We start from the raw sequence: 21,512 nt of genomic DNA on the forward strand, positions 1-21,512 counted from the left end.
GGGGTGGGGGGGCCCCCGGGGGGCCCCCGGGGGGGGGGGGGGGGGTGGGGTGGGGGGGGGGGGGGGGGGGGCGGGGGGCGGGGGGGGGGCGGGGCCCCCCCGCCCCGCTCCGTCAGCCGACGTGGTCCTCGTAGTACTTCGTGATCGTCTCGAGCGTCTGCTTCGCCGACTGCTGGCCGTTGATGAGCTTCCCCACCTCGGCCGTCGTCGGGTCGGTGCCGAGTTCCTTGCCCTCGACACCCCAGCGCGCGCTCTCCTTCGCGTAGGAGCTCGAGATCGGTGCCGCTGCCTCGATCTCCTTCTGGTACAGCGCGAACGAGTCCTTCGCTGCCTGCGACTCGAACGGGTACGTGATGTCGAGGCCGGACTCGACGGGGAGGAACCCGTTCGTGGTCACGAGCTTCGCGTAGTTCGTCGGGTCGTACATGTAGGCGATGAACTTCTTCGCCGCGGCGCCACGGGTGTCGGAGTTCTCGAACCCGACGATGTTGCCGCCGTAGTTGATCTCCGTCGCGTGGGTCGGATCGGCCGGGGTCGCTGCGCTCGCCCAGTCGAAGTCGGTGATGTTCGACGCGAAGTCGGACGACTGCCAGACGCCGGAGAAGTACGCGACGACCTGACCGCTCTTGAACAGTGCGTTCGGGTCCTGCTGGCTCGTCCACACCGACTTCGGCATCGTCTTGTCGTCGTTCATGTCGGCGAAGTCCTGCAGCGCCTTCACGGTCTTCGAGTCGGTCGGGAAGGAGCCGTCCTCCTCCTGCTGCATGAAGTCCGTGCCCTTGGTGAACATGTAGGCCCGGAGTCGCGAGGGCGAGGAGTCGAACACGAGGTCGTACTTCGCGCCGGTCTTCTCCTTGACCTGGTCGGCCTTCTGCAGGAACTCGTCCCAGGTCCAGGCCTTCGACGGGTCGGTCGGGTAGGACACCCCGGCCTTGTCGAACAGCGACTTGTTGACGAACAGCCCTGCCGCGGTGACGTCGGACGGGATCGAGGTGATCTTGCCGTCCTTGTCCTTCGCGATGATGTCCTGGTCGATCTTGTTCGCGTCGTCGTCGACGATGGACGCGAGGTCGACGGTCTTGCCGGTCCAGATCGGGTCGATGCCCGCGGCACGGACGACGTCGGGGAGCGAGTTCGCCTGGGCGGACTCACGGAGCTTCGTCTGGAGACCGTCGTACGGGAGGTTCACGATCTTGACCGAGACTCCGGTCTCCTTCTCGTAGGAGTCGGCGAGGTCCTGGTACCCCTTCTCCTGCGCGGTGGAGGTGGACAGCCAGAAGGTGAGCTGGTCGACCTTCCCGCCGTTCGAGCCGGAGCCGCCGGACGCGCAGCCGCTCAGGAGGGCGAGCGCGGCGATGCCGCCGGCGAGGGCGAGCATTCTCTTCGAGGACTTCATCGTCACTGCTTTCGTTCGGGACCACGGCGTGCGCCGCGGGTGAGCGTTCAGGGGGTCTCGGCCGAGTGCCACAGGTCTACACGAGCGAACGCTCGTTGGCAAGCGCTTTCCAAAATCATGTGATGACAACGCGACCTGCGCCGCCGAACGGCGCGGTCGCCGGCGGAAATCGCTATCCTCGCGCTCAGACCGCGGTCGCGGTCCGGACTGGAGGCACGACATGCCGGAGCGGGGCACGGTCACCCTGGCGGACGTGGCCGAGCGCGCGGGCGTGTCGCTCGCGACCGCCTCGCGGGCGCTCAACGGCAGCGCGCGGAAGGTCCGGCAGGAGTCACTCGACCGGGTGCACGCCGCCGCGCGGGAGCTCCGGTACACCGCCAACGTGCAAGCCCAGGCGGTCGCCCGCGGGACCACCACGACCCTCGCCCTCGTCGTGGGCGACATCGCCGACCCGTACTTCGCCGCGATCGCCGCCGGGGCGATCCGCGCCGCCGACGAGGCCGGACTCGTCGTCACCATCACCTCCACGGGCGGGGACGCCTCGCGCGAGCAGGAGGTGCTCGCCGTGGTCGCCGGCCTCCGCCCCCGGGCCGTGGTGCTCGCCGTCAGCCGCAGGCTCGGTGCCGCGTCCGACACCGGAGCCGCGGTGCAGGCCCTCGTCGCCGGCGGTGCCGGGGTCGCCGCGCTCGTCTCCGACCTCGACGGCGGGGCGGTGCCGGGCGTCGAGGGGCTCGTCATCCGCAACCTCAGTGGAGCCGCAGCGCTGGCCGGAGCCCTCGTCGAACAGGGGCACGACTCGTTCGCCGTCCTCGCGGGCGACCCGACCCTCGCCACTGCCCACGCACGGTACGAGGGGTTCGTCGCCGGTCTCGCAGCACACGGACTGGCGGTGCCGGACCCCTGGGTGGTGCAGTCGGCCTTCACGCGCGACGGCGGACACCGCGCGATGGAGACCCTCCTCGACGCCGCCGCCGGGGGAGCGGCACCGCTGCCACGCTGCGTGTTCGCGGTCACGGACCTCATGGCGGTCGGGGCGCTCGCCGCGATCCGGGAGCGTGGTCTCGTACCCGGCGTCGACGTCGGTGTCGCGGGGTTCGACGACGTCCGGATGCTCGCCGACGTCGTCCCGGCGCTCAGCACCGTCCGCCTGCCGCTCGAAGAGATCGGGGCGCGAGCCGTCCGGCGTGCGCTCGGCACCGACGTGGGCGGCGCGGTCGACGGCGAGGTCGTGCTGCGCGCGAGCACGGCCCGGTAGTCCGCGGCGCGCCGTTCGCCCTGCCGCGACTCGCCCGCGCTCGACCGTCGGGCGGTCGCGAATCGTCGTCCGGCGGTCGGGAGAGCGACCGTCCGTGACCGATCGATCGCCACAGGCGGGGAGTCGCGACCGCCGTGGAGGCTGCGGAGTCCGGCACACTGCCCTCCGCCCCGACCATGTGCGATTCGTGTTCGAGGGGCTGCGGAGCGCTCACACCGTGGTGTACGGTGCCTGGCAAGCGCTTTCCGTACCGGTGGAGGCGGCCACGGCGAGCAAGGGAGCACGCGATGACCACACGCAGGATCGGCATCATCATGCACGGCGTCACGGGACGCATGGGGTACCGCCAGCACCTCGTCCGCTCGGTGCTCGCCATCCGCGAGGAGGGCGGCGTGCTCCTGCCCGACGGCACCCGCGTGCAGCTCGAACCGATCCTCGTCGGACGCAACGCCGCCAAGCTCGAGGAGATCGCCACGCGCCACGGCCTCGAGCACTGGACGACCGACCTCGACGCCGCCCTCGCCGACCCCCGCTGGCACGTGTTCGCCGACTTCGCCGTGACGAGCGCCCGTGCCGGAGCCCTCCGCAAGGCCATCGCCGCCGGGAAGGCCGTCTACACCGAGAAGCCGACCGCCGAGACCTCCGCCGAGGCCCTCGAACTCGCCCAGGCCGCCGCCGACGCCGGGGTCCCGAACGGCGTCGTGCACGACAAGCTGTACCTGCCGGGCCTCCGGAAGCTCCGCCGACTCATCGACTCCGGGTTCTTCGGCCGCGTCCTCAGCGTCCGGGGCGAGTTCGGCTACTGGGTGTTCGAGGGGGACTGGCAGGCCGCGCAGCGCCCGAGCTGGAACTACCGCAAGGAGGACGGCGGCGGCATCGTCGTCGACATGTTCCCGCACTGGAACTACGTCCTCGAGCAGCTCTTCGGTCGTGTCGAGTCCGTCTACGCCCGGGCGGTGACCCACGTCGGGCAGCGCGCCGACGAGCAGGGGCGTCCCTACGCCGCCACCGCCGACGACGCCGCCTACGGGGTGTTCGACCTCGCCGGTGGGGTCACCGCGCAGATCAACTCGAGCTGGGCCGTGCGCGTCGACCGTGACGAACTCGTCGAGTTCCAGGTCGACGGCACCCTCGGCAGCGCGGTCGTCGGGCTGTTCGGCTGCCGGATCCAGCCGCGCACCGCCACCCCGAAGCCGGTCTGGAACCCGGACCTCCGCGACGAGCGCGACTACCGCGGGCAGTGGCTCGAGGTCCCCGACGAGGAGTACGGCAACGGCTTCCGTGCCCAGTGGGAGGACTTCGTCCGCGACCTCGTCGCCGGACGGCCGCACCGGTACGACCTGCTCTCCGGCGCCCGCGGGGTGGCGCTCGCCGAGGCCGGTCTGCGGTCCAGCGCCGAGGGCCGACGCATCGACCTGCCGGAGCTGGACCTGCGCACCCCGGCCGAGCCGCGCCTCCAGGCCGACGCCGAGCCGGACACAGCGCATCCCGCCGCGGCGCAGCCCGCCGACGCCGAGGCCGTCAGCGCATGACTGCCCGCCCCGACCAGCTGACGCTCCTCGCCGCCGACGGTTCCGTCACCACGGAGCCGCTGCGCGAGCCGCTCGCGGCCGCGCAGCCGGTCGCGAAGCCGACGGCGCCGTTGACCGAACGCGTCGTGTACGCCGCCGCGCATGTGGTCCCGCGCGCCGCCGCGGACAACACCCCCGGAGCCCCGGCCGACCTCGACTGGGAAGCCACCCTCGCCTTCCGGCACCACCTCTGGTCGTGGGGCCTCGGCGTGGCCGACGCCATGGACACGGCGCAGCGGAACATGGGCCTCGATCCTGCGGCGACCCGCGAGCTGGTCACCCGCAGTGCCCGCGAAGCGCAGTCCGTCGGCGGCCGGCTCGTCGTCGGGGTGAACACCGACGACCTCCCCGACGCGCCGGCCACCGAGCAGCAGGTCGTCGACGCCTACGTCGGACAGCTCCACCACGCCGAGGACGCCGGCGCGGGGGTCGTCCTCATGGCCAGCCGACACCTCGCACGCCTCGCACGCAGCGACTCCGACCCCGCCGCGACCTACCGACGCGTGTACGCGGCGGTCCTCTCGCGGGCGTCCGCCCCGGTCGTGCTGCACTGGCTCGGCGAGGCGTTCGACCCGGCGCTCGCGGGCTACTTCGGCGCGACCGCCGACCGGGCCGGAGGTGGCGCGACCGCCGACCGGGCCGACGGCGGCGCGTCCGGCGCGGACACCGTCCTCGCTGTCATGGGCGAGGCCGGCGACCGCGTGAGCGGCATCAAGATGAGCCTCCTCGACGCCCGCGCGGAGACAGCCCTCCGTGCGCGCCTCCCCGAGGGCGTCCGGATGTTCACCGGCGACGACCACCACTACGTCGACCTCATCGCCGGTGACGGCACGCACCACTCCGACGCCCTGCTCGGCGCCTTCGCGGCGCTCGGCCCCGTCGCCTCCGCCGCCGTGCAGGTCCTGCCCGACGAGGCCGCGTTCCGCGCCCTGCTCGGCCCGACCGAGGCGCTCTCACGCCACGTCTTCAGCGCACCCGTGTGGCACTACAAGACCGGCATCGCCTTCCTCGCCTGGCTGAACGGCCACCAGCCCGCCTTCACGATGGTCGGCGGCTTGCACGCGGGCCGCTCGCTGCCGCACCTGTCCGAGACGGTCCGGCTCGCGAACGCGTGCGGCGCCCTCGAGGCCCCCGCCCTCGCAGCCCATCGCTGGCACGACCTGCTCGCGCTGGCAGGGGTCGCGGCGCCGTCGTCGGTCTCGTCGGCCGCGTCGGCCGCGTCGGCCGCGTCGGCCGGGAGGCACGGCTCGGCTCCCGACGCAGCACACCTCGCGGGGGTGGTCGCGTGACGGCCGGGGGCCGGCTCGCCACGCCCGGTCGACGCGGGGACGCCGAGACCGCGCCCGCCGACATCGTGGACGCGCCGACGACCGCCGCACCCCACCCGCGGCTCTCGATCAACCAGGCGACCGTCAAGTACGCGACCCTCCCCGAGGCGCTCGACGTCGTGTCGGCCGCCGGTGTCGGGGCGATCGGCACATGGCGAGAGCCGGTCGCCGCCGTCGGGCTCGACGAGGCCGTCCGCATGGTGGCCGACTCCGGACTCCGGGTCTCGTCGCACTGCCGCGGCGGGTTCTTCACGATCCCGGACGGTGCCGGACGCTCCGCAGCGCTCGACGACAACCGGCGGGCGATCGACGAGGCCGCCGCGCTCGCCGCTGCCGGGGCACCCGGGTCCGCGCCCGTCCTCGTGCTCGTCGCCGGCGGCCTGCCGGACGGCTCGAAGGACCTCGTCGGCGCCCGGTCCCGCGTGTCCGACGCGCTCGCGGCCCTCGTGCCGCACGCGCTCGACGCCGGGGTCCGGCTCGCCGTCGAACCGCTGCACCCGATGTACTGCGCCGACCGTGCCGTGGTGTCGACGCTCGCGCAGGCGCTCGACCTCGCCGCGCCGTTCCCGGCCGCCGCGGTCGGGGTCGTCGTCGACACGTTCCACGTGTGGTGGGACCCGGCGCTCGAGACGTCGGTCGCGCGCGCGGGGGCCGCCGGCCGCATCGCGTCGTTCCAGGTGTGCGACTGGACGACCCCGATCGCCGCCGACCCGCTGCTCTCCCGCGGGGTGATGGGTGAGGGGCACGTCGACTTCGGGCCGGTGACCGCTGCCGTGACGGCGGCCGGGTGGACCGGGGACGTGGAGGTCGAGATCTTCAACCAGGCCGTGTGGGACGCGCCGGCGCCGGAGGTCGTGGACCGGGTCGTCCGGGCCTTCGCCGCCGAAGTGCCGCTGTCGCTGCCGCTGCCGCGCTGACACGACCCGGGCTCAACGTCGCCGGACGAGCACCACGCCGTCGACGGTGCGGTGCTCGTGGCCGTACGGGGTCGTCGCGGTGCGCGGGCGTCCGGCTGCCTCGAGGACCTCCCACCCGTCGTCGAGCAAGAGCGCCGCGAGGTCGTCCGACGGCGACGGGAACCGGTACCCCTGGAGCTCCTCGGGCAGGTCGCCGTGCGGGGGAGCGGCGTGCGCGGTGACGAGCAGGTGCCCGCCCTGGGCGACGAACCCGGCCGCACGGCGGAGGATCGCCGCGCGCGGGATCGCGACCGGCCACGACTGCAGGAACGACGCCGTCACGAGGTCGAACCGCGCGTGGGTCTCCCACGACGCCAGGTCCGCCGCGACGAACGACGTCCGTTCCTCGACCCCGGCTGCGACGGCCGCCGCCGAGGCCCGGGTCAGCGCGGTCACGGACAGGTCGACCCCGACCACCGACCACCCGCGCTCGGCGAGCCAGACGACGTCACCGCCCTCACCGCAGCCGAGGTCGAGCGCCCGACCGACCGGGAGTCCCGCCGCCACCGAGGCGAGCACGGCGTTGACCCGGCCCGACCAGATGCCGTCGCGCTCGGCGTACCGGGCCTCCCACCAGGAGCGGGCGTCGGTGTCGGGCGTGGGGTCGTCGTGGAGGTGCACGGGGGTACTCCAGCCGACCGACGCCGTCGACCGCAAGCGGTGTTGCCGGGACGGCAACGCCTCCGCCGCCGCTCCGCTCCGGATCAGCTGGCGTCGGCCTCCGCCGGGACGGGCTCGGCGTTCTCGATGCGGGCGCTCGCCGTGGCCATGTGCTCGTCCATCGCCCGCTGCGTCGCCGCGACGTCCCCGGCGCGCAGGGCAGCGAGGATCGCCCGGTGCTCGTCGTACGCGGCCTCGGTCGCCTGCCGCGTGCGCACCCGTCGGCCGACCCAGACGCTCAGCATCGACCGGAGGCTCTGCAGCAGGTCCGCGAGCACGTCGTTCCCCGCGGCCCGGGCCATGAGGACGTGGAACCGGACGTCGGCATCGATGAACGCGTCCGGGTCGTCGAGTGACTCCTGCTGGCGGTCGAGGTAGGTCTGCAGCTCGTCGAGCTGCTCCGGGGTGGCCCGCTGCGCCGCGAGGATCGCCGCCGTCCGCTCGAGCGAGGACCGCACCTCGAGCAGTTCCCGTGTCCGGTTCGAGGCGAGCATGAGCCCCCACGAGAGCGTCGTGGGCAGCAGGTCCGAGGTGCCGCCACGCAGGTAGGTGCCCGATCCCGGTCGGATCTGCACGATGCCGAGGATCTCCAGCGCCGCGAGGGCTTCCCGCACGGCGGACCGGCCGACACCGAGGCGCTCGGAGAGCACCCGCTCGGACGGCAGCCGGGAGCCGGGCGCCAGGTCACCCGCGGTCAGCAGGGACACGAGCTGCCGCGCGACCTCGGAGGCGGGGGACCCGGCCGGCACCGACTCGAGTTCGAGGCGGATGTTGAGCGGGTCGTTCTCACTGAACGCGGGCATGGGGCGAGCGTACCGGTCGGTCAACCGGTTCCCGCTCGCCCGCGCCGGGCCGGGGGGCGCGGTGGCTGTCCGCGTGCTCTGTCGACCCTCCGACCGCGCAGCATGGTCAACCGGTTGACAAGTTGCGGGTGAGCGCCCACACTGGACCCCGGCGCACAGCGGCGCCCGCAGGACCCGGCGCGCAGCAGCGTCCGAACCATCCCCCCAGAGCAGGAGTCACCGTGGACATCCCCGCGACCCGAGGCATCCCGACCTCGGCGGTCGAACGATCGGCCATCCGCAAGATCGCGACACGCATCGTGCCCTTCGTGGCGCTGATGTTCTTCATCAACTTCCTCGACCGCACCGCGATCTCGTTCGCCGCCCCGAACGGTCTCGAGGCCGACCTCGGTCTGACGGCGGCGCAGTTCGGGTTCGCGTCCGGGGTCTTCTTCATCGGCTACCTCGTGCTCGAGGTCCCGTCGAACCTGGCGCTCCACAAGTTCGGCGCCCGCGTGTGGCTCGCCCGCATCATGATCACGTGGGGCATCGTCTCGCTGCTCTTCACGTGGGTGCAGAACTACCCGCAGCTCGTCGGCCTCCGCTTCCTGCTCGGTGTCGCCGAAGCGGGGTTCTTCCCGGGCGCAATCCTGTTCCTCTCGACCTGGGTCCCCGCACGTCACCGCGGCAAGATGCTCGCGCTGTTCTACCTGGCGCAGCCGCTCACCAGTGTCATCGGGTCGCCGCTCGCCGGCTGGCTGATGACCCACGAGGGCCTGCTCGGCGGCCTCGAGGGCTGGCGCTTCATGTTCCTCTGCGTCTCCATCCCCGCGATCATCGTCGGCCTCCTCTGCCTCGTCGTGCTCAAGGACAAGCCGTCCCAGGCGAAGTGGCTCGACGAGGACGAGAAGACCTGGCTCGAGGGCGCGCTCGCAGCGGAGAACAAGGACAAGCAGGACGGGCACGGCGCGAAGGGCGGCCTCAAGGCAGCCTTCGGGTCCGGCCGGGTCTGGATGCTCGCCGGCGTCTACTTCGGCTTCATCTACGGCCTCTACGCGCTGAGCTTCTTCCTCCCCACGATCATCGACGGCTTCCAGCAGCAGTTCGGCACCACGTTCGACCTGTTCCAGAAGGGCCTCATCACGGCCATCCCGTACGTGCCCGCCGCGGTGGTCCTCTACTTCTGGTCCCGTGACGCGTTCCGCCGCGGCGTACAGGTCTGGCACATCGCGGTCCCGGCCCTCGTCGGTGGCCTGTCGATCCCCGTCGCGCTCTACATGGACTCGCCGGCGGCCACCGTCGCCGTCATCGCGGTCACGGCCTGCGCGATCTTCGCCGCCCTCCCGAACTTCTGGACCATGCCGACCCGGTTCCTCTCCGGTGCGGCGGCCGCAGCGGGTGTCGCGCTCATCAACACGCTCGGCAACCTCGGCGGGTTCGCCGCGCCGTACATCACGGGTGCGCTCAAGGACGCCACGGGCGGCTACCAGCTCCCGATGTTCGTGGTCGGGTTCTTCATGCTGCTGTCGAGCGTGCTCATGGTCGTGCTCGCCCGCCGCAGCAAGGGCGAGCTGACCGGCAGCATCCGCAGGGTGGAGTCCGAGCGGGCGGAGAGCCGCGCATGACCCGGCTGTACAACGACCCGGCGGACTTTGCCGACGAGATGGTGGACGGGTTCGTCGCCGCGAACCGGGCGCGGGTCCGGAAGGTGCACGGCGGGGTCGCCCGCGCCACCACGAGCCCCGACGGCACCGTCGCCCTCGTCGTCGGCGGTGGCTCCGGTCACTACCCGGCGTTCGGCGGCCTCGTGGGGCACGGCCTCGCGGCGGGCGCGGCGATGGGGAACCTCTTCGCCAGCCCGAGCGCCCAGCAGGTCTCCGCGGTGGCGGCCGCCGTCGACCACGGCGGGGGAGTCCTCCTCTCCTACGGCAACTACGCCGGCGACGTGCTGAACTTCGACGCCGCCGCCCGGACCCTCGAGGCGCGGGGCATCCCCGTCCGCACGGTCCGGGTGACCGACGACGTCGCCAGCGCACCGGCGGACCGGGCGCACGAGCGTCGCGGGATCGCCGGGGACCTCTGCGTGTTCAAGGTCGCCGGCGCCGCGGCCGAGCGCGGCGACGACCTCGACGCCGTCGCCACCCTCGCCGAGCGCGCGAACGACCGGACGCGGAGCTTCGGTGTCGCCTTCTCCGGCTGCTCGCTCCCGGGCGCCGACGAACCGCTCTTCACGGTCCCGGAGGGGCGCATGGCGATCGGCATGGGCATCCACGGCGAGCGGGGCATCGCGGAGGCGGACGTCCCGAGCGCGGCCGGTCTCGCGGAGTTGCTCGTCGACCGCCTGCTCACCGAGCTCCCGACCGGCGTCGTGCCGGACGGTGCCCGGGTCGTGCCGATCCTCAACGGCCTCGGCAGCGTCAAGTACGAGGAGCTGTTCGTCGTCTTCAGCAGCGTCGTCCGTCTGCTCGAGGCGGCCGGAGCGGTCGTCGTCGAGCCCGAGGTCGGCGAACTCGTCACGAGCTTCGACATGGCCGGCGTCTCGTTGACGCTCCTCTGGCTCGACGACGAACTCGAGCACCTCTGGGCAGCGCCGGCCGACAGCCCCGCGTACCGGAAGGGCGGAGCCGTGCCGGCCGAGCCGGTGTCCGAGCAGGAACTCGTCGCCGGCACCCTGGCCCCGGTCACCGTCGGCTCCGAGGCGTCCCGCCGCTCGGCGGCGGTCGTGGCCCGTGCGATCGACGCGATCCGGGCCACCGTCGACGACCACGTCGACGAACTCGGCCGCATCGACGCCGTCGCCGGCGACGGCGACCACGGCATCGGCATGCAGCGCGGGTCCACCGCAGCGGCCGCCGCCGGGCGCGACGCCGTCGAGCGCGGCGCCGGTGCCGGCAGCGTGCTCGCGATCGCCGGGGACGCCTGGTCCGACCGGGCCGGCGGGACGTCCGGTGCGATCTGGGGAGCCGCCCTGGAGGCACTGGGTCGCGTCGTCGGGGACGAGTCGCGTCCGTCCGCCGCCACCGTCGCGGACGCCGTGCACGCCGCCGCCGAGGCGGTCCTGGCCTTCGGTGCCGTCGTCGGAGACAAGACGATGGTCGACGCCCTCGTACCGTTCGACGACGTGCTGTCCGCGCGGGTCCGGGCGGGGGACGACCTCGTCACCGCCTGGTCGGCCGCCTCGGCCGCGGCCACCGCGGCTGCCAGCGCGACCGCCGACCTCCTCCCGCGCAAGGGCCGCGCCCGCACGCACGGCGAGGACGCGGTCGGCACGCCGGACGCCGGCGCGATCTCGTTCGCCCTCATCACCGCAGCGGTCCTCGCGACCCTCACCCCGCAGAAGGAAGAGCAGCATGCCTGACACCGAGCAGCCCGCGCAGCAGTTCCGTCTCGTCGTCGGCTCCGACGACGCCGGCTTCGAGTACAAGGAGACGATCAAGCGCGACCTCGAGGCCGACCCGCGCGTCGCCTCCGTGGTCGACGTCGGTGTGGACGCGGACGGGCACACGGCCTACCCGCACGTCGCCGTCGACGCCGCACAGATGGTCGCGAACGGCGAGGCCGACCGGGCGATCCTGGTCTGCGGCACCGGGCTCGGGGTCGCGATCGCCGCCAACAAGGTCCCGGGCATCCGTGCGGTCACGGCGCACGACTCCTTCAGCGTCGAGCGTTCGATCCTGTCGAACGACGCGCAGGTCCTCTGCATGGGCCAGCGGGTCGTCGGTGTCGAGGTCGCGCGACGGATGGCGAAGGAGTGGCTCGGCTACACCTTCGACCCGTCCAGCGCGAGCGCCGAGAAGGTCCAGGCCATCTGCGCCTACGACGGCTCGGCGCCGGTCGGGACCGACGCACCGTGACGCTCGTCGGGGTGTCGCTGAAGACGTACTTATCGCACGCCAGGACCCTGGAGTGGACGGCCGCGGTCGTGGAGACCGCGCGCGCCCACCCCGCGGTCCGGTCGGGTGCGGTCGAGCTCTTCGTGGTCCCGACGTTCCCGGCGCTCGTGCCCGTGCGCGAGGTCATCGGCGATGCTCCGGTCCTGCTCGGGGCGCAGGACCTGGCGTGGGCCGACGAGGGCGCGTTCACCGGCGAGGTCTCCGGCGCCGAGCTCCGTGAGATCGGCGTCGACCTCGTCGAGATCGGCCACGCCGAACGGCGCAGCCTGTTCCACGAGACCGACGAGGACGTCGCGGGGAAGGTGCACGCGGCGTACCGCAACCAGCTGCGGCCGCTGGTCTGCGTCGGCGAGCTGACCCGTGCCTCCAGTGCGGACGCGATCGACGAGGTGACCGCGCAACTGGACCGCTCGCTCGCCACGGCGACCGCGGACGGCCTCGCCGGGCCGCTGATCGTCGCGTACGAGCCGGTGTGGGCGATCGGTGCGCCGGCGCCCGCGCCGGACGACCACATCGTGGACGTGCTCGCCGGGCTCGAGGCGCACCTCGCGTCGCGGCCGGAACTCACCGGCAGCACGGTGATCTACGGCGGCAGCGCCGGACCGGGGCTGCTCACCCGTGGGCAGGGCCGAATCGGCGGACTGTTCCTCGGACGGTTCGCCCACGACCCGGCCGCGATCACCACCATCCTCGACGAGGTGCTGACCCTGCAGGAGCAGGGGGTGCGCGCATGACGTCCCTGCTCGGTCTCTCCACCTACGCCTACTCCTGGCGCATGTCCGACCGCGTCCCGGACCCGATGTCGCTCGACGACGCGATGCGCGACGCGGCCTCCCACGACGGCGTCGACCTCTTCCAGGTCTGCGACCACCTCCCGCTCGACACCGCGTCGGACGAGCGGCTCGCGGCGATCCGGACACTGGCCGACGACCTCGGCCTCACGCTCGAGGTCGGCACACGCGGCACGCACCCGGACCACCTCGCCCGGTACCTGCACGTCGCCCAGCAGCTCGGCGCGACGCTCGTGCGGAGCATGTGGACGAGCGGCGACGACCAGCCCGACGCCACCGAGACCGAACGACGCCTGCGGACCGCACTGCCCGCGTACGAGCGAGCCGGCGTGACCCTGGCGCTGGAGACGTACGAGGTCGTCGCGACCACGGACCTCGTCGCCGTCGTCGCGGCGATCGACTCCGACCACCTCGGCATCTGCCTCGACCCCGCGAACACCGTCGCGCGGCTCGAACGCCCCGCCGAGGTCGTCGCACTGACCGCACCGTACGTCCGCAACTGGCACGTCAAGGACGCCGCCTTCACCCGGTCGCCCGGATGGGTCGGCTTCCAGTACACCGGCGTCCGTACGGGGACCGGCCTCCTCGACTACGCGGGCGTCAGCGCCGCGATCGACCCGCACACCCGGGGGATCAACCGCGTGGTCGAGTTCTGGCTCCCGTGGCAGGACGCCGCAGCCGGGGCCGGGGCCGAGCCGGACGGCGACGAGACCGCCGCACAGACCACCTGCCGCACCGAGGCGGAGTGGACCCAGCACACCATCGACCACATCAGGAGCAAGGAATCATGACCGACACCGCCACCACCACGCACACCGTCGCTGCCGGGTCCGGCACGGCCGACGTCACCGTCGCCGTGATCGGTGCCGGCGGCAAGATGGGCACCCGCGTCTCGAACAACTTCGCCAAGAGCGAGTACACGACGCTCTACAGCGAGGCCTCGCCCGCCGGCCAGGAGCGCATCCAGGCCCTCGGCCGGTCGCTCACCGACAGCGTCGAGGCCGCGGCGGCCGCCGACGTCGTCGTCCTCGCGGTCCCGGACGTCCTGCTCGGCAGCATCTCGGAGCAGCTCGTCCCGGCCATGAAGCCCGGCGCGACGATCCTCACCCTCGACCCGGCCGCCGCATACGCGGGGCTGCTCGCGGAGCGCGAAGACGTCCACTACGCCGTCGCGCACCCGTGCCACCCGTCGGTGTTCCTCGAGCGCACCACGAAGGAGGAGTGGGACGACACCTTCGGCGGCATCGCCGCGCCGCAGGAGGTCATCGCCGCGTTCGACGCCTCCGAGTCCCTGGGCGACGAGGGCGACCGCGCGAAGGCGATCGCCGAGGCCGTCATCACGACCATGTACGCCCCGGTCATCCAGGTGCACTGGGTCACCGTCAAGCAGCTCGCCGTGCTCGAGCCGACCCTCGTCGAGACCATCGCGTGCATGATCGGCGACTTCCTCAACGACGCGCTCGAGGAGACCGTCACGGGCGTCGGTGTGCCCCGTGAGGCCGCCCGCGCCATGCTCTACGGCCACACCTGGATCGCCCTCACGAACGGCCTGCGCGGCTCGAACCCGTTCTCGGACGCGTGCCACATCGCGATGGGCTACGGCCGCGAGAAGCTCATCAAGGAGGACTGGAAGCAGGTCTTCGACGACAGCGAGCTCGACTCCGTGATCGCCAAGATGCTGAAGATCGACGCCGTCAAGCGCTGACCCGCCTCCCCACGAACCGGAACGCCCCGCCGACCCCCTTCCGGCGGGGCGTTCCCCTGTGCTCAGCGTTCCTGTGTGCTCAGGCCGACGTCCGTGCCACCAGGGTCCCGAGGGCCGCCGCGCCGCGCTGTGCGTCGGGGACGGTGACCACCCGGGCGCCACCACCCCGCAACCGGACCACGATCCCCGGCCCGGACTGCGTGACGTAGGCGATGCCTCGACCGGAGATCCGGTACCCCCAGCCGCCCCACTGCCCGGGGGAGACCTGCTCCCATCCGCAGGAATCGATCCGGTCGAGCGGCACCCGCATGATCGGGAGCCGCGTCCCCGACGACGTCACGCGGAGTCCGCGCCGGTCGACGGTGACCTCGACACGGGCGAGGACCAGCACCGCGAACCCGGCGACGAGCAACACGAGACCGGTGACGACGGCCGAACCGCTGCTCCTCGCCGCCGTCCACGCAGCGAGCGCGACACCGAGCGCGATGAACGCCAGCCCGAGCACCACGAACCAGGGGCTCCCGACGTGCGACCGCCACGCGACCCGGGTCTCCGGCGTGACGTCGAGCGCGTCGACGTTCTGCGTCGGCGCGGCAGCCCTGCCGCGCCAGAGCGGTGGGACGGAGATCGCGGCCGCGGCAGCGCCGATCGCGACGAAGACCAGCGTCCACCACCAGGCGAACCGATCGCTGCCGACGAGCGCGATCACGGCCGTCGAGGTCCACGCCGCCGCGAAGATCGGACCCATCAGCGACGCAACGAGCATGAGCAGCGCGGCGGTGCTCCGGTCGCGCAGCCGGAGCACCGCCACGCCGGCGACCGCCGATGCGAGGCACACCGCGAGGGAGATCCAGAAGAACGGCCACGGCGACCCGAAGCCGTCCGCGCGTCCGTCGGCACCGAAGTGCGTCGCGATCCGTGCCGGCAGCCGCGGCGCGAGGAGTGCCCCCGTCACCGTGAGCGCCACGAGCGCCACGACGTTCGGCGCCACCACCGCCAGTCGTGTCCCGATCGTCGTCCGTGTGGTCGTCATCGTGCCCCCTCCAGCATCGTGAACAGTTCGTCGAGCGGCACCCCGAGGGCGTCCGCCTGGTCACGGAGCTCCCCGACGAGGTCGCGGAGCCGGTCGAACGATGCGTTCCCGGACCGGAGCACCGTCGCTCCGCGTCCGCGTCGCAGCTCGATGAGCCCGTCTTCCTGCAGCCGCGCGTAAGCGCGGAGCACCGTGTGCATGTTGACGTCGATCGACGCGGCGAGGTCGCGGGCGGACGGCAGACGGGCGCCCGCGGCGAGGTCGCCGCGCGCGATCGCGACGCGCACCTGCGTCGCGATCTGGTCGGCCAGCGAGGCGCGCGCAGCCGGGTCGACGGTGATCAACATGTTCGCATTGTATGCGAACAATGCGGCGTGCGCAGCATCGAACTGGAGGCCCGTGGCGGCGCCGCCACGGGCCTCCAGTCCGGTGACCGGTCGCGTCCGGCGGCCCCCGTGCGAGGGACATCCAGAACGCGCGGATACGGGCAGCCTGGATGCCGCATCCGTGTGCGCCGTCCGCGCCGCGCGTACCGTCGAGCCCCAGCAACGAGTCCGTTTCGTGTCCAGGGAATGCGCGGATCGACCAGTCGAGCTGCTGTGTCCTGGGCGCCGTGATGTCGTCCAGGGAGCGCACCATGACGAAGTACGAGTCGAACCGAGCAGTCGATCCGGTCCGGATCACGACGTACCGGCACCTCCGCAAGGCTGCCCGTCGCGGCTGGGCGGTCGAACAGCAGGACGCCGCGCCCACGTTGGCCGACCTGAGCTGGTCGCGAGCCACGGGTGGATCGAGCCGCACGTGACGCCGGGACGGTCCGACCGGCACCGCGGTGCCGTGCAGGACGTCGTCCACACGCTGACGGACCCCGGCGAGGCGAGTGCCCTGCTCCGCGACGTCCACAACGGTCGCCACCTGCACTTCGCCGACCACACCGCGTTCCGACTCCGCTACCGCGCGATGAGCGACGGCCGGGTGAGCCTGCGGACGTCCTCGTCGTCGTCGCGCTTCTCCGGTGTCCTGCAACCCGAGCGCCAGTACGTGCTCTCGTGGGCGGTCGACGGCGGGACCGTGATCGATGCGGACGGGCCGGCACCCGTCACGATGCATGCCTCGGTCCCCGTCGCCTTCCCGACCGGTCGCGAGTTCACCATCGACGCCGTCGCGGGGACGCACCACTTCGTGCACTTCGGGGCGGACTTCCTCGAGGCCGTCGCCACGATGGACACCGGCGCCGCACCGCGCCCGCTGAACCTCCCCGTCGTGGTCGAGCCCGAACGGCTCGGTCCGCTCCAGGAGGTCGTGCGGGCCGTGGCCCCGGCGCTCTTCGACCGCTCGACCGTGGGCGAGGGGCGGGACGCCCTCGACCTCATGCTCGCCGAGGCCGTGCTCGCCGCCTTCGAACCGATGCCCGACGGCCACGTCGCCGGTCCGCACGCGAGCACCGTGCAGCGGGCGAAGACCTTCATGCACGCACGCTTCGACCGCCCCCTCACCGTCCCGCAGATCGCCGAGGCCGCCGAGGTCAGCGTGCGCACGCTCCAGGAGGCCTTCCAGCGGCACGAGGGCGTCACCCCGATGGCGTTCCTCCGCGAGATCCGCCTCGAGAAGGCCCGGCTCGGCCTGCAGCTCGCCGACCCCGACGTCTCCTCGGTCGCCGCCGTGGCGATCTCCTGCGGCTTCAAGCACATGGGTCGGTTCTCCGGGGCGTACCACGAGGAGTTCGGGGAGTACCCCGGCGAGACACTCCGCCTGCGCGGCCGGACCGCGGTGCGCTGAGCGGGGTGCCGGTGGGCCGCGACCCGTCCAGGCGATCCGTACCCCCTCCATGGCGCGTCCACGGCACCGCGCGGCTAGCGTCGAGGCCATGCAGCCCGACACCCGCCCCGGTCCGACCTCGGACGGGCACGCGCACGCGATGGGCAGCGACGTCGTCCGTGTCCGTGGCGCCGGCGCACCGGTCCTCGTGCTGCACGGCACACCCGGCGGGGTCGACACCGCCGACGTGATGGCACGGTTCCTGCCCTCGGACGGCTTCCGTGTCGTGACCGTGTCCCGGCCGGGCTACCTCGGCACGCCCGTCCGCCACGGCCGCAGCAGCCTCGACGACGACGCCGACCGCGCCGTCGCACTGCTCGACCGGCTCGGCATCGACCGAGCAGCCGTGTTCGCGTGGTCCGGTGGCGGACCGAGCGCCTACCGACTGGCCGTGTCCCACCCCGACCGCGTCTCGGCGCTCGTCGTCGCCGCCGGGCTCTCCGGACGGTGGACGCCCCCGCGCACGACCCCCGCTGAGTGGTTCGTGACCCAGACCCGAGCCGGCGCCCTCGCCTCCGCGCTCGCCGCACGGGTCGTCCCCGGGCTCGTGGTCCGCACGGCGATCGCCGGGGTGAGTTCGCTCCGCGGGGCAGCGCTCGACGCCCACGTCCGCGACGTCATGGCGGACCCGGGCCGTCGCCGCTTCGTGCTCGACCTCGCGGCCACCGGCAACAGCTCCGGCGCGCACCGCGACGGCTGGCGCAACGACGTCGCGAACCTCGGCGCGATCACCTCCCTCGACCTCGGGGCCGTGCGGGCGCCGACGCTCCTCGTGCACGGAGACGCGGACACCGACGTCCTGCCGGAGCACAGCGAGCGGGCACTCCGCGAGGTGCCGGACGCCGAACTCCTCCGGCTCCCGGGCGGGACGCACTTCGCGGTGTGGGACCACCACGAGGCCGCCGCGGTGCAGGAGCGGGTGCGGGCCCACCTCCGCGGCTGATGCCGTGGACGACCGGGGGACACCTCGGGGGACAGCCCGGTGGACGTGCCGGTCCGGCAGGTCGGGTCCTGAGTGGACCGCCTCGCGTCCGACCGGGAGGCCCGGATCGCCGACGTCGTGCGGCAGACGGCCGCCGGATGGCCGGCACCGCAGCCGTGGCGCCCATCTGAGGACCCTGCAAGGAGCGGCGCTTCCTGTGACGAACCGCAGGAACACGCCGGAACCGCCCAGCATCGCGGTCCGCCGTGACCAATACGTTACTTTCTCGGGTCGTCCCTCCGGTGGACCGGCCCGAGCCGCCTCTCCCGAGGTCGCGACGGAAGGAACCATGGGACGCCACGCTCTGCCCGCAGCAGCCGACAGCCAGCACGCCGAAGCGCTGCCCGCACCCACCGCTCCCGGACCCGCTCCCTCCACGTCGACGGCCGAGCCGGCGCTCCGCCGTCCGCGCGGTCGTCGCTCCGCGCTCGGTCCCGCCGCCGCTCGGTCGACCTTCGTCCAGCCGACGAAGCAGTCCCGCGTCGTCGCGATGCGTCCCGTGCCCGTGGTGGCCGCCGGCTCTGCCGTGCTCTCCCGCACCGCGACGCTCAAGGCCGAGCGCGCCCTCGACCCCCGGCACGTCCGTCGCGCCGCGAACGCCAAGCGCGCCGCAGTCCTCCTCGCACCCGCGCTCGCCGTGACCTCGAGCCTGACCCTCGCCGTGCCCGCCAACGCCGCGACCCCGTCGACCGAGGCGCACTCGGGCACGACGACCTCGCAGAGCGCGCTGGCCGGGGTCCCCGCCGCCGAGCTGCAGACCTACACCGTGGCGCACGACGTCGAGGTTCCCGTGACCGCGATCGACGGCGTCTCGACCACGACCACCGTGGTCTCGTACCCGACCGTCGTGACCCGGTTCGGCGTCACCACGGCGGAGGCCGAGTCGGCGATCTCGGCGGCACTGTCCGCCGGCGGAGACCGCGCGACGATCCTCGCGACCGCACTGCAGTACATGGGCGACCCCTACGTCGAGGGCGGCGCCTCCCACTCGGGCATCGACTGCTCGGGCCTGACCATGGTCGCGTACGCCGCCGTGGGCATCCCGCTCGTGCACTACGTCCCGACGCAGGACGCCGCGGCGACGACCATCCCCGAGTCCGAGGCGAAGCCCGGTGACCTCGTGGTCTACGACAACGAGGACCACGTCGGCATCTACCTCGGCCAGGGTCTCGTGCTGCAGGCGCCGCACCCGGGTGAGGTCGTCGACATCGTGCCGATGTACCCGGCCGCGCACCACTTCGCGCGCCTCCTGCCCGCCGGGAGCTGACCCGCACCGGGTCCTCGGCCCCCGTAGGGTGGGCCCGTGACCGACCAGACCGCCGTCCGACCGTCGTCAGCGCGGTGGGCCATCGACCTCGTGGTGATGCTCGCCGCAGCGGGTGGGGTCGTCCTGTCGCTCGTCGTGGCGTGGTTGCTGTTCCTCACCGCCGCGTTCTCGGACGAGGCGAACGGACTGGCCGGTGCCCTCGGGTGGTTCGTGCTCGCGTGGCTCCTCGGTGTCGGCCTGCCCGTGACGTGCCTCGTCACCGGTGCCCAGGGTCTGCGCCGTCGGGTCGGTGCCGCTCACGGCTGGGCGATCGCCACCCTCGTGGTCGGTGTCGCGGCGACCGCGATCGGCGCTCTCGTCGTCGGGGGCGTGACCCTCGCCCTGCTGCCCGCCGCCTTCGCACCGGCCGCCGTGCCCGCCCTCGTCGTGGGCCTCCCGTAAACTGGCGTGATGGCCTCCGAGACCCGCACCCCGTTCGAAGAGCAGCGTTCTGCTCGTCCGCAGGTGCGCCCGCGCACCGAGGGCTGGACCCAGGCGCAGGACTCCGCGGGCCGCCCGCTCCTGCAGTTCGCGTCGCCGAAGCGCGGCAAGCCGCCGGTGCACCTCGCCGACCTCACGGTGGAGGAACGCGTCGAGAAGGTCAAGGAGCTCGGCTTGCCGGGGTTCCGCGCCAAGCAGCTCTCGACCCACTACTTCACGCACCACACGTCCGACCCGGCGAAGATGACCGATCTGCCGGCCGCCCAGCGCGACGAACTCGTCGCCGGCATGCTCCCGCCGCTGCTCACCGAGACCCGGCGACTGGCGACGGACAACGGCGACACCATCAAGTTCCTCTGGAAGCTCCACGACGGCGCCCTCGTCGAGTCGGTGCTCATGCGCTACCCGGGCCGCATCACGCTCTGCGTGTCGTCGCAGGCCGGCTGTGGCATGAACTGCCCGTTCTGCGCCACCGGGCAGGCCGGGCTGACGCGGAACATGTCGACGGCCGAGATCATCGAGCAGATCGTCCGGGCGAACGCCGCGATCGCCGCCGGTGAGCTCGGGGGCGACCCGCGCAAGGGCGGCAAGGACCGCGTCGACGCCGAACGGGTGACGAACATCGTCTTCATGGGCATGGGGGAGCCCTTGGCGAACTACAAGCGCGTGATGGAGGCCGTGCGGACCATGGTCGCGCCGCAGCCCAACGGCCTCGGCATGAGCGCCCGCGGCATCACCGTCTCGACCGTGGGCCTGGTCCCTGCGATCAAGAAGCTCGCGGACGAGAACATCCCGATCACTTTCGCGCTCTCCCTGCACGCACCCGACGACGAACTCCGAGACGAACTCATCCCGGTGAACTCGCGGTGGAAGGCCGACGAGGCCATCGACGCCGCGTACGAGTACTACGCGAAGACCGGTCGCCGCGTGTCGATCGAGTACGCGCTCATCAAGGACATGAACGACCACGCCTGGCGCGCCGACCTGCTCGCCGAGAAGCTCAACGCGCGCGGTCGGGGCTGGGTGCACGTCAACCCGATCCCGCTCAACCCGACGCCCGGCTCGGTGTGGACCTCGTCCGAGCCCCACGTGCAGGACGAGTTCGTCCGCCGCCTCAACGCCGCCGGCATCCCGACGACCCTCCGCGACACCCGCGGCAAGGAGATCGACGGGGCCTGCGGCCAGTTGGCTGCGGCTGAGTAGACGGCTGGGCAGGTCTGCCTGGAGGCACGGTGCGGTTCCGCATCGTGCCTTTCGTCGTTCCCGGGGTCGCGTTGGCAGAGTACGGGCGGCGCGGTACCCCGACTCCCGCGTGTTCCCGGGGAAGTCGGGGGACGACACGCCCGGGATGCGACACGTGTTGGCGCTGCCGTTCACCTCTGCGTAAAGTAATCACTCGTTGCCGCTGAGGCGGAGAACGGAACGGCCGGAACGGTCGCCTCCGAGTCTCGCCCGGGCAACGAACCAGCCTCTCTGACGACGTCCGCTGAACTGCGGGCTGAGTGGGGAGTGCGTCTGGTCCTTGAGAACTCAACAGCGTGCACATTGTCAATGCCAATTTATTGACCCCGTGGCCGAGCTTGCTCGGTTCGGAG

General features: G+C 72.8%; 21 protein-coding genes. 16 read left to right on the forward strand and 5 right to left on the reverse strand.

From position 1 onward, the window contains the following. Positions 1 to 112: 112 nt before the first annotated feature. A complete protein-coding gene (locus ACIPYW_RS17440; RefSeq protein WP_400415886.1) occupies positions 113 to 1,396 on the reverse strand; it encodes an extracellular solute-binding protein in 1,284 nt (427 codons plus the stop codon). A gap of 220 nt (positions 1,397 to 1,616) precedes the next feature. On the opposite strand from ACIPYW_RS17440, the gene ACIPYW_RS17445 reads away from it, so the two are divergent. From ACIPYW_RS17445 to ACIPYW_RS17460, 4 genes are all read left to right on the forward strand, one after another. Then, positions 1,617 to 2,651 (forward strand): LacI family DNA-binding transcriptional regulator, encoded by a 1,035-nt coding sequence (locus ACIPYW_RS17445; protein ID WP_400415848.1) that lies wholly within the window; start codon positions 1,617 to 1,619, stop codon positions 2,649 to 2,651. Positions 2,652 to 2,938: 287 nt separating this feature from the next. Then, positions 2,939 to 4,183, forward strand: a complete 1,245-nt coding sequence (locus ACIPYW_RS17450) for a Gfo/Idh/MocA family protein (RefSeq protein ID WP_400415851.1) — start codon at positions 2,939 to 2,941, stop codon at positions 4,181 to 4,183. Beyond that, positions 4,180 to 5,511 carry a DUF993 family protein gene (locus ACIPYW_RS17455; protein ID WP_400415854.1) on the forward strand — a complete coding sequence of 444 codons (1,332 nt, stop codon included), beginning with the start codon at positions 4,180 to 4,182 and terminating at the stop codon, positions 5,509 to 5,511. Before ACIPYW_RS17450 ends, ACIPYW_RS17455 begins: the two co-directional genes overlap by 4 nt. A gap of 65 nt (positions 5,512 to 5,576) precedes the next feature. Continuing rightward, entirely contained in the window at positions 5,577 to 6,467 is an 891-nt protein-coding gene (locus ACIPYW_RS17460) for a sugar phosphate isomerase/epimerase family protein (RefSeq protein WP_400415888.1), read from the forward strand. A 12-nt stretch (positions 6,468 to 6,479) separates the two neighbouring features. Here the strand turns inward: ACIPYW_RS17460 and ACIPYW_RS17465 are convergent, their stop codons facing one another. Together ACIPYW_RS17465 and ACIPYW_RS17470 are read right to left on the reverse strand one after the other, a co-directional pair. Then, the gene (locus tag ACIPYW_RS17465; protein ID WP_400415856.1) at positions 6,480 to 7,127 is read right to left on the reverse strand and encodes a class I SAM-dependent methyltransferase; all 648 of its coding nucleotides are present in this window, start codon (positions 7,125 to 7,127) and stop codon (positions 6,480 to 6,482) included. An 83-nt stretch (positions 7,128 to 7,210) separates the two neighbouring features. After that, positions 7,211 to 7,969, reverse strand: a complete 759-nt coding sequence (locus tag ACIPYW_RS17470; protein WP_290132235.1) for a FadR/GntR family transcriptional regulator — start codon at positions 7,967 to 7,969, stop codon at positions 7,211 to 7,213. 221 nt (positions 7,970 to 8,190) lie between these two features. Between ACIPYW_RS17470 and ACIPYW_RS17475 the strand changes: the two genes are divergently transcribed. Genes ACIPYW_RS17475 through ACIPYW_RS17500 form a run of 6 tightly spaced genes read left to right on the forward strand, consistent with a single transcriptional unit; the run spans position 8,191 to position 14,337 of the window. After that, positions 8,191 to 9,573: an MFS transporter gene (locus tag ACIPYW_RS17475; protein WP_400415859.1), complete on the forward strand. Its 1,383-nt coding sequence runs from the start codon at positions 8,191 to 8,193 to the stop codon at positions 9,571 to 9,573. After that, positions 9,570 to 11,306, forward strand: coding sequence for a dihydroxyacetone kinase family protein (locus ACIPYW_RS17480; protein WP_400415861.1), 1,737 nt, complete (start codon positions 9,570 to 9,572; stop codon positions 11,304 to 11,306). The genes ACIPYW_RS17475 and ACIPYW_RS17480 overlap by 4 nt, the downstream gene beginning before the upstream one ends. Beyond that, on the forward strand, positions 11,299 to 11,802 hold the full coding sequence (locus tag ACIPYW_RS17485) for a ribose-5-phosphate isomerase (protein ID WP_400415864.1): 504 nt from the start codon (positions 11,299 to 11,301) through the stop codon (positions 11,800 to 11,802). Before ACIPYW_RS17480 ends, ACIPYW_RS17485 begins: the two co-directional genes overlap by 8 nt. Further along, on the forward strand, positions 11,799 to 12,575 hold the full coding sequence (locus ACIPYW_RS17490; RefSeq protein ID WP_400415865.1) for a triose-phosphate isomerase family protein: 777 nt from the start codon (positions 11,799 to 11,801) through the stop codon (positions 12,573 to 12,575). Before ACIPYW_RS17485 ends, ACIPYW_RS17490 begins: the two co-directional genes overlap by 4 nt. Continuing rightward, the gene (locus ACIPYW_RS17495) at positions 12,572 to 13,423 is read left to right on the forward strand and encodes a sugar phosphate isomerase/epimerase family protein (protein WP_400415867.1); all 852 of its coding nucleotides are present in this window, start codon (positions 12,572 to 12,574) and stop codon (positions 13,421 to 13,423) included. The genes ACIPYW_RS17490 and ACIPYW_RS17495 overlap by 4 nt, the downstream gene beginning before the upstream one ends. After that, a complete protein-coding gene (locus ACIPYW_RS17500) occupies positions 13,420 to 14,337 on the forward strand; it encodes a phosphogluconate dehydrogenase C-terminal domain-containing protein (RefSeq protein WP_290132229.1) in 918 nt (305 codons plus the stop codon). The genes ACIPYW_RS17495 and ACIPYW_RS17500 overlap by 4 nt, the downstream gene beginning before the upstream one ends. Positions 14,338 to 14,416: 79 nt before the next feature. Here ACIPYW_RS17500 and ACIPYW_RS17505 read toward each other — a convergent pair whose 3' ends face one another. Together ACIPYW_RS17505 and ACIPYW_RS17510 are read right to left on the reverse strand one after the other, a co-directional pair. Next, complete coding sequence (locus ACIPYW_RS17505; protein ID WP_400415869.1) at positions 14,417 to 15,370, reverse strand: DUF1648 domain-containing protein; 954 nt, start codon at positions 15,368 to 15,370, stop codon at positions 14,417 to 14,419. After that, the gene (locus ACIPYW_RS17510; RefSeq protein WP_400415871.1) at positions 15,367 to 15,717 is read right to left on the reverse strand and encodes a GntR family transcriptional regulator; all 351 of its coding nucleotides are present in this window, start codon (positions 15,715 to 15,717) and stop codon (positions 15,367 to 15,369) included. The genes ACIPYW_RS17505 and ACIPYW_RS17510 overlap by 4 nt, the downstream gene beginning before the upstream one ends. A 290-nt stretch (positions 15,718 to 16,007) precedes the next feature. On the opposite strand from ACIPYW_RS17510, the gene ACIPYW_RS17515 reads away from it, so the two are divergent. From ACIPYW_RS17515 to rlmN, 6 genes are all read left to right on the forward strand, one after another. Next, on the forward strand, positions 16,008 to 16,175 hold the full coding sequence (locus ACIPYW_RS17515; protein WP_400415874.1) for a hypothetical protein: 168 nt from the start codon (positions 16,008 to 16,010) through the stop codon (positions 16,173 to 16,175). Next, entirely contained in the window at positions 16,172 to 17,149 is a 978-nt protein-coding gene (locus ACIPYW_RS17520; protein WP_400415876.1) for a helix-turn-helix transcriptional regulator, read from the forward strand. Before ACIPYW_RS17515 ends, ACIPYW_RS17520 begins: the two co-directional genes overlap by 4 nt. Positions 17,150 to 17,237: 88 nt before the next feature. Continuing rightward, positions 17,238 to 18,131: an alpha/beta fold hydrolase gene (locus tag ACIPYW_RS17525; RefSeq protein WP_400415878.1), complete on the forward strand. Its 894-nt coding sequence runs from the start codon at positions 17,238 to 17,240 to the stop codon at positions 18,129 to 18,131. Positions 18,132 to 18,459: 328 nt separating this feature from the next. Further along, on the forward strand, positions 18,460 to 19,437 hold the full coding sequence (locus ACIPYW_RS17530; RefSeq protein ID WP_400415880.1) for a C40 family peptidase: 978 nt from the start codon (positions 18,460 to 18,462) through the stop codon (positions 19,435 to 19,437). Between the two features lie 36 nt (positions 19,438 to 19,473). After that, the gene (locus ACIPYW_RS17535; protein WP_400415882.1) at positions 19,474 to 19,878 is read left to right on the forward strand and encodes a hypothetical protein; all 405 of its coding nucleotides are present in this window, start codon (positions 19,474 to 19,476) and stop codon (positions 19,876 to 19,878) included. Between the two features lie 9 nt (positions 19,879 to 19,887). After that, on the forward strand, positions 19,888 to 21,120 hold the full coding sequence (rlmN, locus tag ACIPYW_RS17540; protein WP_400415884.1) for a 23S rRNA (adenine(2503)-C(2))-methyltransferase RlmN: 1,233 nt from the start codon (positions 19,888 to 19,890) through the stop codon (positions 21,118 to 21,120). The last annotated feature ends 392 nt before the right edge of the window (positions 21,121 to 21,512 follow it).

This window comes from Curtobacterium sp. NPDC089689 (assembly GCF_044749145.1).
Classification (GTDB): domain Bacteria; phylum Actinomycetota; class Actinomycetes; order Actinomycetales; family Microbacteriaceae; genus Curtobacterium.

What these genes read in the sequence shown, in the direction of transcription:
- ACIPYW_RS17510 (WP_400415871.1), bottom strand. Translation starts at nt 15,717, where the DNA reads ATGTTGATCACCGTCGACCCGGCTGCGCGCGCCTCGCTGGCCGACCAG.
- ACIPYW_RS17485 (WP_400415864.1), top strand. Translation starts at nt 11,299, where the DNA reads ATGCCTGACACCGAGCAGCCCGCGCAGCAGTTCCGTCTCGTCGTCGGC.
- ACIPYW_RS17470 (WP_290132235.1), bottom strand. Translation starts at nt 7,969, where the DNA reads ATGCCCGCGTTCAGTGAGAACGACCCGCTCAACATCCGCCTCGAACTC.
- ACIPYW_RS17450 (WP_400415851.1), top strand. Translation starts at nt 2,939, where the DNA reads ATGACCACACGCAGGATCGGCATCATCATGCACGGCGTCACGGGACGC.
- ACIPYW_RS17505 (WP_400415869.1), bottom strand. Translation starts at nt 15,370, where the DNA reads ATGACGACCACACGGACGACGATCGGGACACGACTGGCGGTGGTGGCG.
- ACIPYW_RS17515 (WP_400415874.1), top strand. Translation starts at nt 16,008, where the DNA reads ATGACGAAGTACGAGTCGAACCGAGCAGTCGATCCGGTCCGGATCACG.
- ACIPYW_RS17440 (WP_400415886.1), bottom strand. Translation starts at nt 1,396, where the DNA reads ATGAAGTCCTCGAAGAGAATGCTCGCCCTCGCCGGCGGCATCGCCGCG.
- ACIPYW_RS17455 (WP_400415854.1), top strand. Translation starts at nt 4,180, where the DNA reads ATGACTGCCCGCCCCGACCAGCTGACGCTCCTCGCCGCCGACGGTTCC.
- ACIPYW_RS17500 (WP_290132229.1), top strand. Translation starts at nt 13,420, where the DNA reads ATGACCGACACCGCCACCACCACGCACACCGTCGCTGCCGGGTCCGGC.
- ACIPYW_RS17530 (WP_400415880.1), top strand. Translation starts at nt 18,460, where the DNA reads ATGGGACGCCACGCTCTGCCCGCAGCAGCCGACAGCCAGCACGCCGAA.
- ACIPYW_RS17480 (WP_400415861.1), top strand. Translation starts at nt 9,570, where the DNA reads ATGACCCGGCTGTACAACGACCCGGCGGACTTTGCCGACGAGATGGTG.
- ACIPYW_RS17495 (WP_400415867.1), top strand. Translation starts at nt 12,572, where the DNA reads ATGACGTCCCTGCTCGGTCTCTCCACCTACGCCTACTCCTGGCGCATG.
- ACIPYW_RS17525 (WP_400415878.1), top strand. Translation starts at nt 17,238, where the DNA reads ATGCAGCCCGACACCCGCCCCGGTCCGACCTCGGACGGGCACGCGCAC.
- rlmN (WP_400415884.1), top strand. Translation starts at nt 19,888, where the DNA reads ATGGCCTCCGAGACCCGCACCCCGTTCGAAGAGCAGCGTTCTGCTCGT.
- ACIPYW_RS17445 (WP_400415848.1), top strand. Translation starts at nt 1,617, where the DNA reads ATGCCGGAGCGGGGCACGGTCACCCTGGCGGACGTGGCCGAGCGCGCG.